Origin of the sequence: Pseudomonas extremaustralis, assembly GCF_900102035.1 — a bacterium.
GTDB lineage: Bacteria > Pseudomonadota > Gammaproteobacteria > Pseudomonadales > Pseudomonadaceae > Aquipseudomonas > Aquipseudomonas extremaustralis.
The window spans coordinates 2,335,505-2,351,789 of record NZ_LT629689.1 but is presented as its reverse complement, the minus strand read 5'-3'; the positions used below and the strand labels follow the sequence as shown (position 1 = coordinate 2,351,789).

Genomic DNA, 16,285 nt, shown 5'->3' with positions numbered 1-16,285 from the left:
GGAGCAACCCATGAACGATACAGACGACAAACACGACGGCCTGACCCGGCGCAGTTTCCTTGGTACCGGTGCGGTGACCGGCGCCGTGCTGGCCGGTGCGTCGGCCCTCGGCGGCGCGGTGTTTACCCGTGAGTCCTTCGCGGCGGCGGCCAAGGAAGCCAAATCGAAAATCCAGGTGGAACCCGGCCAACTCGACGATTACTACGGCTTCTGGAGCGGCGGCCACCAGGGCGAAGTGCGGGTGCTGGGCATTCCGTCGATGCGTGAGCTGATGCGCATCCCGGTGTTCAACGTCGACTCGGCCACCGGCTGGGGCCTGACCAACGAGAGCAAGCGCATCCTCGGCGAAGGCGCCAAGTACGCCAACGGCGACTGCCATCACCCGCACTTGTCCACCACCGATGGCCGTTACGACGGCAAGTACCTGTTCATCAATGACAAAGCCAACAGCCGGGTGGCGCGCATCCGCCTGGACATCATGAAGTGCGACAAGATCCTCACCGTACCGAACGTCCAGGCCATCCACGGCCTGCGCCTGCAAAAAGTGCCCTACACCAAGTACGTGTTCTGCAACGCCGAGTTCATCATCCCGCACCCCAATGACGGCCACAGCTTCGACCTGAAGGACCGCACCAGCTTCACCATGTTCAATGCCATCGACGCCGAGAAAATGGAGATGGCCTTCCAGGTCATCGTCGACGGCAACCTCGACAACGCCGACATGGACTACACCGGCAAGTACGCGGCGGCCACCTGCTACAACTCGGAAAAGGCCACTGACCTGGCCGGCATGATGCGCAACGAGCGCGACTGGGTGGTGGTGTTCAACATCCCGCGCATCGAAGCGGCGATCAAGGCTGGCAAGTTCATCAGTGTGGACGGGGTCAAGGTGCCGGTGGTGGACGGGCGCAAATCCGAGGACGGCCAGGACAGCGAATTCACCCGCTACATCCCGGTGCCGAAGAACCCCCACGGCTGCAACACCTCGCCGGATGGCAAGTACTTCATCGCCAACGGCAAGCTGTCGCCGACTTGCACCATCATCGCCATCGACAAGCTCGACGACCTGTTCAGCGGCAAGATCGCCGACCCGCGCGGCGTGGTGGTCGGTGAACCGGAACTGGGCCTGGGGCCGTTGCACACCACCTACGACGGGCGCGGCTTTGCCTACACCACGCTGTTCATCGACAGCCAGGTGGTCAAGTGGAACATCGCCGAAGCCATCCGCGCCTATGGCGGCGAGAAGGTCAACTACATCAAGCAGAAGCTCGATGTGCAGTACCAGCCGGGCCACAACCATGCGTCGCTGACCGAAACCCGCGACGCCGACGGCCAGTGGCTGGTGGTCTTGTGCAAGTTCTCCAAGGACCGCTTCCTGCCCACCGGCCCGCTGCACCCGGAGAACGACCAGTTGATCGACATCTCCGGCGACGAGATGAAACTGGTCCACGACGGCCCGACCTTTGCCGAACCCCACGACTGTGTGATGGCGCGCCGCGACCAGATCACGACCAAGAAAATCTGGGAGCGTAACGACCCGTTCTTCGCCGAAACGGTGGCCATCGCCGCCAAGGACGGCATCAAGCTGGAAACCGATAACAAGGTGATCCGCGATGGCAAGAAGGTCCGCGTGTACATGACCTCCATGGCCCCCGCCTATGGCCTGGGGGAGTTCACCGTCAAGCAGGGCGATGAGGTCACCGTGACCATCACCAACATCGACATGATCGAAGACGTGACCCACGGCTTTGTCATGGTCAACCACGGCGTGAGCATGGAGATCAGCCCACAGCAGACTTCGTCGATCACGTTCATTGCCGACAAGCCGGGGCTGCATTGGTACTACTGCAGCTGGTTCTGCCATGCCCTGCACATGGAGATGGTCGGGCGGATGAAGGTCGAGCGCGCCTGACTCCTGTAGGCGCGAGCTGGCTCGCGCCTACCCTCATTTCGCTCACAAGGACATCACTGTGGCTCGATCACTCATCACCTTGATAGGGCTCGCACTGCTCTCGTCCGGGGTGAACGCTGCCGTGCGCCCCATCACCGACTTGCCCCTGCAAGCCGACGGCGCCAACCATTGGCGCCTCCCCGCCGGCGAATACCGCGGCACCTTCCGCATCGACCAAGCCCTTGACCTGACCTGCGCCCCCGGTGCGGTTTTCCAGGCCGAAGGGCAGGGCAACGGCCTGCTGATCGGCGCGCCGGATGTCAGCGTCCAAGGCTGCACGTTCCTCGATTGGGGGCGCGACCTCACGGCCATGAATGCCGGCATCTTCATCCAGCCCAACGCCGCGCGCGCGCAGTTGCGCGGCAACCGTCTGCAAGGTCCGGGTTTTGGTATCTGGGTCGACGGCACCGAGGACGTGAGCCTGATCGACAACCGCATCCAGGGCGATCCGTCGATCCGCTCCCAGGACCGGGGCAACGGCATCCACCTGTACGCGGTGCACGGCGCGCGCGTCATCGATAACCAGGTGCGCGAGACCCGCGACGGGATCTACATCGACACCTCCAACGGCAACCTGCTGCAAGGCAACACCCTGGAAGACCTGCGCTACGGCATCCACTACATGTTCGCCAACGACAACCAGGTCCTGGGCAACATCACCCGCCGCACCCGCACCGGCTACGCCCTGATGCAAAGCCGCAAACTGACGGTGATCGGCAATCGCTCCGAACAGGACCAGAACTACGGCATCCTGATGAACTACATCACCTATTCGACCTTGCAAGACAACGTCGTCACCGATGTGCGCGACGGTTCCACCGGCGACACCATGATCGCCGGCGGCGAAGGCAAGGCGCTGTTCATCTACAACTCGCTGTTCAACCGCATCGAACACAACCGCTTCGCGCGCAGCGCGGTGGGCATTCACCTCACCGCCGGCTCCGAAGACAACCGCATCGCCGGTAACGCCTTCGTCGATAACCAGCGCCAGGTCAAATACGTCGCCAGCCGCTTGCAGGAATGGTCGGCGGACGGCCGCGGCAACTACTGGAGCGACTACCTCGGCTGGGACCGCGACGGCGACGGCCTCGGCGATGTGGCCTACGAGCCCAACGACAACGTCGACCGCCTGCTGTGGCTGTACCCCCAGGTGCGGTTGTTGATGAACAGCCCCGGCATCGAGTTGCTGCGTTGGGTGCAACGCGCGTTTCCGGTGATGAAGTCGCCGGGCGTGATGGACAGCCACCCGCTGATGCAAGCCCCCACCCAGAAGGAACCTGCATGATGAATGTCGTCGAGATCGAAGGCGTCAGCCAGCGCTATGGGCGTACCACGGTGCTGCACGACCTGAACCTGAGCCTGGCCGCCGGGGAAGTGTTGGGCTTGTTCGGGCATAACGGCGCGGGCAAGACCACGGCGATGAAACTGGTGCTCGGCCTGCTGCGCGCCAGTAGCGGCCAGGTGCGCGTGTTCGAGCGCGCGCCGAGTGATCCCCATGTGCGCCGCTGGCTCGGTTACCTGCCGGAAAACGTCACGTTCTACCCGCAGTTGAGCGGCGGTGAAACCCTGCGCCACTTTGCCCGGCTCAAGGGGGCGCCCATGCATCAGGTCGATAGCCTGCTGGATGACGTCGGCCTGAGTGCGGCAGCGGGGCGGCGGGTCAAGACCTATTCCAAGGGCATGCGTCAGCGCCTTGGTCTGGCCCAGGCCCTGCTTGGCGAGCCACGCCTGTTGCTGCTCGACGAACCCACTGTTGGCCTTGACCCGTTCGCCACCCAGGACCTGTATCGCCTGCTCGACCGCCTGCGCGCCGGCGGCACCAGCATCATCCTGTGTTCCCATGTGCTGCCAGGCGTCGAGGCGCATATCAACCGCGCGGCGATCCTCACCCAAGGCCGCCTGCTGGCCTTGGGCAGCCTGGCGCAACTGCGCGCCGAGGCCGGCTTGCCGACGCTGATCCGCAGCAGCGGCCTGCAGCGCGCCGAGCTATTGCAACAACGCTGGAGCGCCGCCGGCCATGTGACCCGGCGCTGGGGCGTCGAAGGGCTGCAAGTGGCGGCGCATAACGGCAGCAAGGTGCATCTGCTGCGGCAACTGTTGGCCGAGGACAACCCCAGCGACGTGGAAATCCTGGCGCCGTCCCTGGAAGACCTCTACCGCCACTACATGGACCGCGCGCTGGTCACGGCAGCGGAGGCGGCGTTATGAGCCCGATCTGGAACATGGCGCGCAAGGAGTTCTGCGACGGCCTGCGCAACCGTTGGCTGTTGGCGATCAGCCTGTTGTTCGCGGTGCTGGCCATCGGCATTGCCTGGCTGGGCGCCGCTGCCGCCGGGCAACTGGGCTTCACCTCGATTGCGGCGACCATCGCCAGCCTGGCCAGCCTGGCGACCTTCCTGATGCCGCTGATCGCGCTGCTGCTGGCCTATGACGCAATCGTCGGCGAAGACGAAAGCGGCACCTTGTTGCTGCTGCTCACCTATCCCCTGGGGCGTGGGCAGATCCTGCTCGGCAAGTTCGTCGGCCATGGGCTGATCCTGGCGTTGGCCACGGTACTCGGCTTTGGCTGCGCGATGCTTGCCATTGCGCTGCTGGTCGATGACGTGCAATTGGGCCTGCTGCTCTGGGCCTTTGGCCGTTTCATGCTGACGTCGACCTTGCTGGGCTGGGTGTTTCTCGGGCTGGCCTATGGCCTGAGCAGCCTGTGCGCGGAAAAGTCCACCGCCGCCGGCCTGGCGCTGGGTGTGTGGTTCTTCTTTGTGCTGGTTTTCGACCTGGCGCTGCTGGCTTTGCTGGTGGTCGGCAAGGGCCAGTTCAGCCCCCAGGGATTGCCCTGGTTGCTGCTGCTCAACCCTACCGACGTGTACCGGTTGATCAACCTGTCCGGTTTCGCCAGCGGCACACAGTCGATGGGGGTCATGGCCCTGGGCTCGGACCTGGGCGTAGCGCCGCTGGCCTTGTGGGCGTGTTTGCTGGCATGGGTGGGCGTGCCGTTGGCGCTGGCCTACGCACTGTTTCGGCGCCGCGCGGCGTGAGGATTTTTTATGACGGTTGGAGTGAGTGATATGGGTTTCAAGACACGGGTAATCGCGGCCTTGTTGGTCGGCTTGTTGGTGACCGCCTGCGACAAGGTGCCGGAGTCGGGCTTCAGCGAATCGCCGGTGGCGTTTCATCGCAACGATGAGTGCCACGTCTGCGGCATGGTGATCAGCGAATTTCCCGGGCCCAAGGGCCAAGTGGTGGAGCGGAGCGGGGTGAAGAAATTCTGTTCCACCGCCGAAATGCTCGGCTGGTGGCTGCAACCGGAAAACCACCATGACGACGCCAAGCTGTACGTGCATGACATGGGCCGCAGCCCGTGGGACTCGCCCAACGACGCGCACCTGATCGACGCCCGCAGCGCCTTTTACGTGATCGGCACCGGGCTCAAGGGCGCGATGGGCGTAGTGCTGGCCTCGTTTGCCGATGAGGCGAAAGCACAGAAGGTCGCGGCCGACAGCGGTGGGCGGGTGCTGCGGTTCGAGCAGATCGATCTGGCGTTATTGCAGCAGCCCGCGGGAATGGCCCATAGCGGGCACTGAGTCAACCGGCTTGATAACCCATCAAGCCTTTCTCGCACAGGATCCGAATGGTACGCCGCTGCACCTCGATCAACCCGCCTTCCACCAGCCGGTGCAGGATTCTTGAAAACGTCTCCGGCTGGATCCCCAGCTTCGACGCCACCAGGCGCTTGGGCACCTGCAGCACCACCTCGCCGCTGACGGTATCGCGCTCCTGGAAGAGGAAATTGATCACCCGGCGACTGGCGTTGGCCAGGCTCAGGGTGTCGATATCCTTGAGGCGTTGATGCAAGTGGATGCTCATGCTCGCCAGGATCGCCAGGCAGATTTTTGGCTGATCCTCCAGGGCGCGGCGGTAGTGCTGGCCTTCGATACTGACCAGGACACTGTCCTTGAGCGCAGTGGCGCTGACCGGGTACGCCTTGGCCTGGGTGAACAGCAGGGCTTCGGCGAAGGTCTGGCCGGGCTGGATGACCTCCACCAGATGCTCCTGGCCTTCGCCGGTGACACGGTGCAGCTTGATCTGACCGCTGACCAGCAGGAAAAACCGATCGGCGGCATCGCCCTGGTGCATGAGCGGGGCGTGGTTGGGCAGGCGCTTGAGACTGGCCAGGGTGCAGACATCCTGGAAAGTTTTTTCGGGCAATTGGCTGAACAGATGGTGCCTGCGCAGGGTTAGGACGATGTGGGGATGGGTGAGCATAAGGGCCTCCGCTGACCGGGCATGGTAGGCCGCTTGCAGCGCGGTTCATATGCCTCCGTGGGGGTACCTCTGATGTGGGAGCAAGCTGCCTCCCACAAAGGGATCTGTGTGTATCAGCCAGTCCAGCCCAGATCAAAAACCCAGGCAAAGCGGTCATATAGCCGGAACCCGGTTAAAAATGTGGGAGGGGGCTTGCTCCCGATGACGGTGGGTCAGCCAATACATGCTTGACCGATGCACCGCTATCGGGAGCAAGCCCCCTCCCACAAAGGGATCTGTGTGTATCAGCCAGTCCAGCCCAGATCAAAAGCCCAGGCAAAGCGGTCATATAGCCGGAACCCGGTTAAAAATGTGGGAGGGGGCTTGCTCCCGATGACGGTGGGTCAGCCAATACATGCTTGACCGAAGCACCGCTATCGGGAGCAAGCCCCCTCCCACAAAGGGATCTGTGTGTATCAGCCAGTCCAGCCCAGATCAAAAGCCCAGGCAAAGCGGTCATATAGCCGGAACCCGGTTAAAAATGTGGGAGGGGGCTTGCTCCCGATGACGGTGGGTCAGCCAATACATGCTTGACTGATGCACCGCTATCGGGAGCAAGCCCCCTCCCACAAAGGGATCTGTGTGTATCAGCCAGTCCAGCCCGGATCAAAAGCCCAGGCAAAGCGGTCATATAGCCGGAACCCGGTTAAAAATGTGGGAGGGGGCTTGCTCCCGATGACGGTGGGTCAGCCAATACATGCTTGACCGATGCACCGCTATCGGGAGCAAGCCCCCACAATGGGATTTGTGTGTGGGGAAGGAGGCTTGCTCCTACCTGTGGTTCCTTCATCCCACCTGCCGCAAATGCTCCATCGCCCAAACCGCCGCTTCCACTCGCGAGCGCAATCCCAACTTGTGCAGCAGATTCTTCACATGCACTTTTACCGTGCCTTCGGTGATCCCCAGTTTGTGCCCGATCACCTTGTTGCTATGCCCGCTGGCAATCGTGCGCAGCACCTGGCGTTCGCGCTCGGTCAATTCCACTGCGGCATGGGGTTGCGGCGAGCGCAGCGCCTGGGCCAGTACCCGGGTCAGTCCGGGGCTGATCACCAGCGCCCCCTGCAACGCATCGCGGATGTACTCCACCACCATTTCCGGCTCCATGTCCTTGAGCAGATAGCCATTGGCATCCAGGCGCAGTGCGTCGCGCACGTCGTCTTCGGCGTCGGACACGGTAAACAGCAGCACCTTGCCCGCATAGTGCATGGCGCGCAGGCGGCGCAAGGTTTCCACGCCGTTCATGTGCGGCATGTTGTTGTCCAGCAGCACCAGGTCCGGTTGCAAGCTCTCGATCTGGTCGAGGGCTTCCTGGCCGTTGCCGGCTTCGCCGACCACCTGCAGGTCGTCTTCGAGTTCGAGTATCTGGCGCATGCCGTGGCGCATCATCGGGTGATCGTCGACCAGCAGAATGCGATGGCGGGTGAGTGTGTTCATGCAGGGTTGCCTTGTAGGGGTTGCCCGAGGAATTCCGGGTGAAAGCGCAGTTGCACCCGTGTGCCCTGGGGCTCGCGAGGGCTGATGTCGAGTTGGCCGTGCAGGCTGCGTGCGCGCTCGTCCATGATGGTCAGGCCGTGGTGTTCACGCTGGTTGACCTCACCGCAGAAACCCCGACCGTCGTCCTCGATGCACAGGCTCACGGTTTCACCCTCCTGGCGCAGTTGCAGCCAGGCGTTTTGCGCATGGGCATGGCGCAGGCAGTTGGACAGCGCTTCGCGGGTGATTTGCAGCAAGTGGATCTGCTCGCTGGCCGACAACTGAAAGGCCAGCGCGTCGACGTGCAGGTGCACCTGGAATTCGCCGCGCCGGGAAAACTCTTCGGCGGTGTCCGACAGCTCCTGCACCAGCCCGGCATCGTGGATTTGCAGGCGGAAGGTGGTGAGCAATTCGCGCAGTTGCCGGTACGCATTGTTCAGGCCGTCGCGCAGTTCGACGGTGACGGTGGCCAGGGTTTCCACCGGTTCGCCACGGCGGATCAGGGTTTGCATGCGGCTCACTTGCAGCTTCATGTAGGACAGCGCCTGCGCCAGGGAGTCGTGCAGTTCGCGGGCGATGATGGTGCGCTCGTCGAGCAGCAGCAAACGGTGATCCTGTTCGCGCTGGCGTTTGAGCGACAGCGACGTGCCGATCAGGTTGGCCAGGGCCTGGATCAATTGCTTCTCCCAGTCCTGGGGCGGATGGCCGTCGTCGAAGTGGGCCTTGAGCTCGCCGAGTTCCGAGCCCTGGTTGCTGATGCTGAATATCTGCGACGGCGCCACCTTGTGTTTATCGCAGGAGGCGCACTCGCCGAGGGCGCAGATATTGCGGCTGTCACCCCCGTTCAAGGAGAGCATCTGCTGGGCCGGCGCCAGGAAATGCCCTTGCAGGCACAACGACAGGCGCAGCCCCGGCAGGCGTTTCTGGAAGCGTCGGATCAGTTCGTCCAGGCCTTCGGCATTGGCCAGGCGCGTGGCCAGGCTGCGGCTGCTCTGGTACAGCAGTTCGAGGGCGGCGTTGGCTTGTTGCAGGTTGAGGGTCTTGAGGCGCACCTGGCTTTCCAGGGTGCGGTGGGAGGCCTCGATGGTCTCGGCCATGGTGTTGAAGCTCAGGGCCAGTTGCCCCAGCTCATCCTCGGAACGGTGGTTGACCCGGGTCTTGAAATCGCCATCGCGAAAGCGCCGGGTAGCCTGCACCAGTTCCTGCAAGGGGTTGACCACGCCGTACTGCAGCTCATACAGGCCGACCAGCAGGATGATCAGCGTGCTGAACAGCGCCAGGCCCTGGATGCCTTGTTGCCAGCCTTGTTTGCGTTCGCTCTGTTGCTGCAACAGGCTGACGAATTGATTCATTTGTTCGACGAACGCCGGCGCGCTGGCCTGGAACAGCGCCGTATCACCGCGTGCCAGCGCCGGGCGCAACTCGTCGTTCCAGCGTTGCTGGATCTGTTGGTAGCTCAGTTGCAAGGCGCTGCGCGGGCCGTCTTCCAGCACCGCCTTGAGCGACTCGCTGTCGAGGCGCCCTTGCAGGCTCTGGATGATGGCGTCGATTTCCGCCGTCGGCGCGGCGGCGGCGAGTCGCCAACTGAGGTGGTAGGTCTCCATGCGCACGGAGCCGGCGGTGTTGATCGCGGCGGCGTCGCCCTGGCTGAACCAGGCGATCAGCCCGGCACTCAAGGAACTGGCCAGGGCCAGGACAGCGATCAGGATCACCGCCAGGCCGGCGCGCGCGGGCAGGGAACTGCGCAGCCAGCTAAACATCACGGCAGATCTGAAGGGGGGAGAACATCGGCATGGCGGCACCTGCAAAGGAAAAACGAGCTGTAAAACCGCGATCCCCGGCGCACTACCTCTAAAGAATTGCCGGCCAACCCTCCCACGGGAAAACGCCGGCAACATAGATCAATCCATTGATAAATAAAGACTTTGTCTTGTTATGGGGGCTACCTCCTTAGAGGTATGTGGGGTCAGCATAGCCTTTTACCCCCCAGGCCGACGTTGATCTGCGTCAAGTTCCACGGGGGTGTCGCCCCTAACCTGCGCTCATGAAATCACCTCTGGGAGCGCATATCGTGACTCAACCCCGTATACGACAAGGCCTGGTGCTGGGCATGAGCACGCTGGCCTTCACCGTCTGCTTTATGGTGTGGATGATGTTCGCCGTGCTCGGCGTGCCCATCAAAGAGCTGCTGCAACTCAACGAAACCCAGTTCGGCCTGCTGGCCGCCACGCCGGTCTTGACCGGTTCCCTGGTGCGCCTGCCACTGGGCTTGCTGACCGACCGCTTCGGCGGGCGCATCGTGTTCTTCCTGCTGATGCTCGCCTGCGTGCTGCCGCTGTACCTGATCACCTACGCCACCGCGTATTGGCAGTTCCTGGTGCTGGGCCTGTTCGTCGGTCTGGCCGGCGGTTCGTTTTCGGTGGGCATCGCCTACGTCGCCAAATGGTTCGACAAGGACAACCAGGGCTTTGCCATGGGCGTGTTCGGCGCCGGTAACGCCGGGGCGGCTGTCACCAAGTTCCTCGCCCCGGCGCTGATCGCCCTCGGCACCTGGCACCTGGTGCCCAAGGTGTTCGGCGCGATCCTGTTTATCACCGCGCTGCTGTTCTGGTTCCTCACTAGCGAAAACAAGGCCCACCGCAGTGCCGGCGGCGCCACCTTGCGCGAGCAACTGCGCTGCCTGAAAGACCCGGCCGTGTGGCGCTACTGCCAGTACTACTCGATTGTGTTCGGCGGCTATGTGGGCCTGGCGTTGTGGATGACCAAGTACTACGTGCAGGAATACGGTTTCAGCCTGCAAAGCGCGGCGCTGCTGGCCGCCTGTTTCTCCCTGCCCGGCGGCGTGCTGCGTGCGGTCGGCGGTTGGCTGTCCGACCGCTGGGGCGCCCAGAGCGTGACCTGGTGGGTGTTGTGGGTGAGCTGGATCTGCCTGTTCCTGCTCAGCTACCCGCAGACCCAACTGCAAGTGATGACCGTCAACGGTCCGCTGGATTTCCACATCGGCCTCAACGCCACTCTGTTCACCGTGCTGCTGTTCGTGATGGGCATCGCCTTCGCGTTCGGCAAGGCCTCGGTGTTCAAGTACATCGCCAATGACTACCCCCGGAACATGGGCGCGGTGTCCGGCATCGTCGGCCTGGCCGGCGGCCTCGGGGGCTTTGTGCTGCCGATCCTGTTTGGCGCCCTGGTGGACCTCACCGGCGTGCGCTCGTCCTGCTTCATGTTGATGTACGGCGTGGTCTGGGTGTCCCTGACCTGGATGTACCTCAGCGAAATCCGCAAACAACCGCTGCTGGGCAACACCGCCCAACGTCTCCAAGGAGCATGAACATGTCCATCGCGCAAAAGCCCGATTCGGGCCCGGTGATTCACGACTGGCGCCCTGAAGATCCAGCGTTCTGGGGCGCCAGCGGCAAAAAGACCGCCACCCGCAACCTGTGGATCTCGATTCCCGCGCTGCTCCTGGCCTTCGCCGTGTGGATGGTGTGGAGCACGGTGATCGTGCGCCTCAACGCCATCGGCTTTACGTTCACCACCGACCAGCTGTTCTGGCTGGCGGCGTTGCCCGGCCTGTCCGGTGCGACCTTGCGGGTGTTCTACTCGTTCATGGTGCCGATCTTCGGCGGCCGTCGCTGGACCGCCCTGAGCACCGCATCGCTGCTGCTACCGTCGCTGTGGATGGGCTTCGCGGTGCAAGACCCCAACACCCCGTACAGCGTGTTTGTGTTAATCGCGTTGTTGTGCGGCTTCGGCGGCGGCAACTTCGCCTCCAGCATGTCCAACATCAGCTTCTTCTACCCCAAGGCGCAACAGGGCACGGCCCTGGGCCTGAACGCCGGGCTCGGCAACCTGGGCGTGTCGGTGATGCAGTTCTGTGTGCCGCTGGTGATCACCTTCGGGGTGTTCGGCCTGGTCGGCGGGCACGCGCAAACCCTGCCCGATGGCAGCCAGCTGTGGCTGCAGAACGCCGGGTTCATCTGGGTGCCGTTCATTCTTATCGTCACCGTGGCCGCCTGGTTCGGCATGAATGACCTGTCCAGCGCCCGCGCGTCGTTCAGCGAGCAGGCGGTGATCTTCAAGCGCAAGCACAACTGGCTGATGTGCTGGTTGTACCTGGCGACCTTCGGTTCGTTCATCGGCTTTTCGGCGGCGTTCCCGTTGCTGATCAAGACCTCGTTCCCCGACGTGGTGGCGCTGAAATTCGCCTTCCTCGGCCCGCTGGTCGGCGCGCTGGTACGCCCTTTGGGCGGCTGGCTGGCAGACAAACTGGGCGGCGCGCGGGTGACGCTGTGGAACTTCGTGCTGATGATCGTGATGGTGTTCGGCGTGCTGCACTTTCTGCCGTCGAACGACCAGGGCGGCAACTTCTACGGCTTCCTGGGCCTGTTCATGCTGCTGTTCATCACCACCGGCGTGGGCAACGGCTCCACCTTCCGCATGATCCCGGTGATCTTCCGCACCCAGCACGAGAAAGCCAGCGCGGGTAAATCCGCCGCCGAGCGCGAGCAGGCGCTCAAGGACGCCGGCAAGGAGTCCGCCGCCGTGCTGGGCTTCAGTTCGGCCATGGGCGCCTTTGGTGCGTTCTTCATTCCCAAGTCCTTCGGCACTTCCATGGCCGCCACCGGCAGCCCGGCGATGGCCTTCTACATGTTTGTCGGTTTCTACCTGAGCTGCATCGTCGTGACCTGGTGGTGGTACGCCCGCAAAGGTTGCGCCACCCCCTGCTAGTCCGACCTGAATTCGCGGGGCAACGCACCCCACGGCACGCCTGATGAGGAAAGCACCATGAGTCATTTGCTGGATCAACTGCGGTTCTTCAACCGCAAACAAAACGAATTTTCCGATGGACACGGCGAGACCCGCAAAGAGTCCCGCGACTGGGAAAACGTCTACCGTTCGCGCTGGCAGTACGACAAGATCGTGCGTTCCACCCACGGTGTGAACTGCACCGGCTCGTGTTCGTGGAAGATCTACGTGAAGAACGGCCTGATCACCTGGGAAACCCAGCAGACCGACTACCCGCGCACCCGCAACGACCTGCCCAACCACGAACCGCGCGGCTGCCCGCGCGGTGCGAGCTACAGCTGGTACATCTACAGCGCCAACCGGCTCAAGTACCCGAAGATCCGCAAGCCGCTGCTCAAACTGTGGCGTGAAGCACGCCAGACCCTCGCACCGGTGGAAGCCTGGGCGAGCATTGTCGAGGACAAGGTCAAGGCCGACTCCTATAAGAGCAAGCGCGGCATGGGGGGGTTCATTCGCTCGAACTGGGAGGAGGTGAACGAGATCATCGCCGCCTCCAACGTCTACACCATCAAGCAATACGGCCCGGACCGCATCGTCGGCTTCTCGCCGATCCCGGCCATGTCCATGGTCAGCTATGCGGCGGGTTCGCGTTACCTGTCGCTGATCGGCGGCGTGTGCCTGAGCTTCTACGACTGGTACTGCGACCTGCCACCGGCCTCGCCGATGGTGTGGGGCGAGCAGACCGACGTGCCGGAGTCGGCCGACTGGTACAACTCCAACTACATCATCGCCTGGGGTTCCAACGTCCCGCAGACCCGCACCCCGGACGCGCACTTCTTCACCGAGGTGCGCTACAAGGGCACCAAGACCGTGGCGATCACCCCCGACTATTCGGAAGTGGCCAAGCTCACCGACCTGTGGCTCAACCCCAAGCAGGGCACCGACGCCGCGCTGGCCCAGGCGTTCAACCATGTGATCTTCAAAGAATTTCACCTGGACAAACCGAGCGCCTACTTCACCGACTACGCCAAGCGCTTCACCGACTTGCCGGTGCTGGTGATGCTCAAGCCGATGACCGGTTTCGCCCCCGGCGCCGGCTTCCAACCCGACCGCTTCCTGCGCGCCTCGGACCTCACCGGCAACCTCGGCCAGGACAACAACCCGGAATGGAAAACCATCGCCCTCGATGAGAGCGGCGAACTGGTCTCGCCCCAAGGCTCCATCGGCTATCGCTGGGGTGAGAAGGGCAAGTGGAACATCCTCGCCAAAGAAGGCGGTGAAGGCCGCGCCATCGACCTGAAACTCAGTCTGATCGGCGGCGACGTCGCTGAAGTGGCGTTCCCGTACTTTGCCGGCGAAGCCCACGAGCACTTCCAGCATGTGGCCGGCGATGCCGTGCAATTCCGCCGCGTGCCGGTGCACAACGTGACCCTGGCCGACGGCAGCGTGGCCAAGGTCGCCAGCGTGTTCGACCTGTCGGCGGCCAACCTGGCTATCGACCGTGGCCTGGGCGGCAACAACGTGGCCAAGGACTACGACGACGCCAGCGTGCCGGGCACCCCGGCGTGGCAGGAAGCGATCACCGGCGTCAGCCGCGAGAAAGCCATCCAGATCGCCCGTGAGTTCGCCGACAACGCCGACAAGACCAAGGGTCGCTCGATGATCATCGTCGGCGCGGCGATGAACCACTGGTACCACATGGACATGAACTACCGTGGGCTGATCAACATGCTCATGCTCTGCGGTTGCGTCGGCCAGACCGGCGGCGGCTGGGCCCACTACGTTGGCCAGGAAAAACTGCGCCCGCAATGCGGCTGGCTGCCCCTGGCGTTCGGCCTGGACTGGAACCGCCCACCGCGCCAGATGAACGGCACCAGCTTCTTCTATGGCCACAGTTCGCAATGGCGCCACGAAAAAATGAGCATGCACGATGTGCTCTCGCCACTGGCCGACAAGTCGCAGTTCCCCGAACACGCCCTGGACTACAACATCCGCGCCGAACGCGCCGGCTGGTTGCCCAGCGCGCCGCAATTGAACACCAACCCGCTGCACATCTGCCGTGACGCCGCCGCCGCCGGCATGACGCCCAAAGACTACGTGGTCAAGTCCTGGCAGGACGGCAGCCTGCGCTTTGCCTGCGAACAACCGGACAGCCCGGTGAACTTCCCGCGCAACATGTTCATCTGGCGCTCCAACCTGCTCGGTTCGTCGGGCAAGGGCCATGAGTACATGCTCAAGTACCTGTTGGGCACCAAGAACGGCGTGATGAACGAAGACATCGGCCACAGCACCGAATGCAAGCCCACCGAGGCCGAATGGGTCGAGGACGGCGCCATCGGCAAGCTCGACCTGGTGACCACCCTGGACTTCCGCATGTCCTCCACCTGCGTGTATTCCGACATCGTCCTGCCGACCGCCACCTGGTACGAAAAAGACGACATGAACACCTCGGACATGCACCCGTTCATCCACCCCCTGTCGGCGGCCATCGACCCGGCGTGGGAATCGCGTTCCGACTGGGAAATCTACAAAGGCATCGCCAAGGCGTTCTCGGCCATGTCGGTCGGCCACCTGGGCGTGGAGCAAGACCTGGTCACCGTACCGTTGATGCACGACAGCGTCGGCGAACTGGCCCAGCCGTTCGGCGGCACCGACTGGAAAAGTGCCGGTGTGGCGCCGGTGCCCGGCAAGAACGCGCCAAACATGGCGGTGGTGGAGCGCGACTACCCGAACATCTACAAGCAGTTCTCGTCCCTGGGCCCGATGCTGGAAAAACTCGGCAACGGCGGCAAGGGCATCAACTGGAACACCGATGAAGAAGTCGAGTTCCTCGGCGAGCTCAACCATCACGAAAACGATGCGGGGATCAGCCATGGTCGGCCGAAAATCGACACGGCCATCGACGCTGCCGAGGTGATCCTGTCCCTGGCCCCGGAAACCAACGGCAAGGTGGCCTTGAAAGCCTGGGCCGCGCTGTCGGAATTCACTGGCATCGACCACAGCCACCTGGCGATCTCCAAGGCCCATGAAGCGATCCGCTTCCGCGATATCCAGGCGCAGCCGCGCAAGATCATCTCCAGCCCGACCTGGTCAGGCCTGGAAGACGAACACGTGAGCTACAACGCCGGCTACACCAACGTCCACGAAAACATCCCATGGCGCACCATCACCGGCCGCCAGCAGTTCTACCAGGATCACCCGTGGATGCAGGCGTTCGGCGAGCAGTTGATGAGCTACCGGCCACCGGTCAACACCAAGACCATCGAAGGCGTGAAGGGCAAGCGCAGCAACGGCGAAACCGAGATCGTGCTGAACTGGATCACCCCGCACCAGAAGTGGGGCATCCACAGCACCTACAGCGACAACCTGCTGATGCTCACCCTCAGCCGTGGCGGCCCGATTGTGTGGCTCTCGGAAATCGACGCCAAGCGCGCCGGGATCGAGGACAACGACTGGATCGAATGCTTCAACGTCAACGGCGCCCTGACCGCCCGTGCGGTGGTCAGCCAGCGCGTCAAGGAAGGCATGGTGATGATGTACCACGCCCAGGAACGCATCGTGAACGTGCCGGGTTCGGAAACCACCAAGACCCGCGGCGGCCACCACAACTCGGTGACCCGCGTGGTGCTCAAGCCGACCCACATGATCGGCGGCTATGCCCAGCAGGCCTACGGTTTCAACTACTACGGCACGGTCGGTTGCAACCGCGACGAGTTTGTCGTGGTGCGCAAAATGGCCAAGGTCGACTGGCTCGATGGTTCCACCGGCGATGATCTGCCGCGCCCATTGCCGACTGATATCGAGGAGAACTGA

At 63.1% G+C, this 16,285-nt stretch carries 11 protein-coding genes; 8 read left to right on the top strand and 3 right to left on the bottom strand.

What is annotated here, in order from left to right:
* The first annotated feature begins 10 nt into the window (after positions 1-10).
* Genes nosZ through BLR63_RS10695 form a run of 5 tightly spaced genes read left to right on the top strand, consistent with a single transcriptional unit; the run spans position 11 to position 5,532 of the window.
* Positions 11-1,912, top strand: a complete 1,902-nt coding sequence (gene nosZ, locus BLR63_RS10715; RefSeq protein ID WP_010566675.1) for a TAT-dependent nitrous-oxide reductase — start codon at positions 11-13, stop codon at positions 1,910-1,912.
* 58 nt (positions 1,913-1,970) lie between these two features.
* Entirely contained in the window at positions 1,971-3,236 is a 1,266-nt protein-coding gene (locus BLR63_RS10710; protein WP_373419583.1) for a nitrous oxide reductase family maturation protein NosD, read from the top strand.
* The gene (locus BLR63_RS10705) at positions 3,236-4,159 is read left to right on the top strand and encodes an ABC transporter ATP-binding protein (RefSeq protein ID WP_010566677.1); all 924 of its coding nucleotides are present in this window, start codon (positions 3,236-3,238) and stop codon (positions 4,157-4,159) included. Before BLR63_RS10710 ends, BLR63_RS10705 begins: the two co-directional genes overlap by 1 nt.
* Entirely contained in the window at positions 4,156-4,986 is an 831-nt protein-coding gene (locus tag BLR63_RS10700) for an ABC transporter permease (RefSeq protein WP_010566678.1), read from the top strand. The genes BLR63_RS10705 and BLR63_RS10700 overlap by 4 nt, the downstream gene beginning before the upstream one ends.
* A 30-nt stretch (positions 4,987-5,016) precedes the next feature.
* A complete protein-coding gene (locus BLR63_RS10695) occupies positions 5,017-5,532 on the top strand; it encodes a nitrous oxide reductase accessory protein NosL (protein WP_010566679.1) in 516 nt (171 codons plus the stop codon).
* 1 nt (position 5,533) lies between these two features.
* Here the strand turns inward: BLR63_RS10695 and BLR63_RS10690 are convergent, their stop codons facing one another.
* The 3 genes from BLR63_RS10690 to BLR63_RS10680 all read right to left on the bottom strand — a co-directional run bounded on the left by BLR63_RS10690 (position 5,534) and on the right by BLR63_RS10680 (position 9,486).
* Positions 5,534-6,214: a Crp/Fnr family transcriptional regulator gene (locus BLR63_RS10690; protein ID WP_010566680.1), complete on the bottom strand. Its 681-nt coding sequence runs from the start codon at positions 6,212-6,214 to the stop codon at positions 5,534-5,536.
* An 825-nt stretch (positions 6,215-7,039) separates the two neighbouring features.
* Positions 7,040-7,687: a two-component system response regulator NarL gene (gene narL, locus BLR63_RS10685; RefSeq protein ID WP_010567372.1), complete on the bottom strand. Its 648-nt coding sequence runs from the start codon at positions 7,685-7,687 to the stop codon at positions 7,040-7,042.
* The gene (locus BLR63_RS10680) at positions 7,684-9,486 is read right to left on the bottom strand and encodes a HAMP domain-containing protein (RefSeq protein WP_010567371.1); all 1,803 of its coding nucleotides are present in this window, start codon (positions 9,484-9,486) and stop codon (positions 7,684-7,686) included. The genes narL and BLR63_RS10680 overlap by 4 nt, the downstream gene beginning before the upstream one ends.
* Positions 9,487-9,797: 311 nt before the next feature.
* Here BLR63_RS10680 and BLR63_RS10675 point away from each other — a divergent pair, with 311 nt between their 5' ends.
* From BLR63_RS10675 to BLR63_RS10665, 3 genes are read left to right on the top strand one after another with little or no spacing between them, the layout of a single operon-like run.
* Positions 9,798-11,054 carry an MFS transporter gene (locus BLR63_RS10675; protein ID WP_086008203.1) on the top strand — a complete coding sequence of 419 codons (1,257 nt, stop codon included), beginning with the start codon at positions 9,798-9,800 and terminating at the stop codon, positions 11,052-11,054.
* 2 nt (positions 11,055-11,056) lie between these two features.
* Positions 11,057-12,454: a NarK family nitrate/nitrite MFS transporter gene (locus tag BLR63_RS10670; RefSeq protein WP_042947560.1), complete on the top strand. Its 1,398-nt coding sequence runs from the start codon at positions 11,057-11,059 to the stop codon at positions 12,452-12,454.
* Positions 12,455-12,511: 57 nt separating this feature from the next.
* Complete coding sequence (locus tag BLR63_RS10665) at positions 12,512-16,285, top strand: nitrate reductase subunit alpha (protein WP_010567368.1); 3,774 nt, start codon at positions 12,512-12,514, stop codon at positions 16,283-16,285.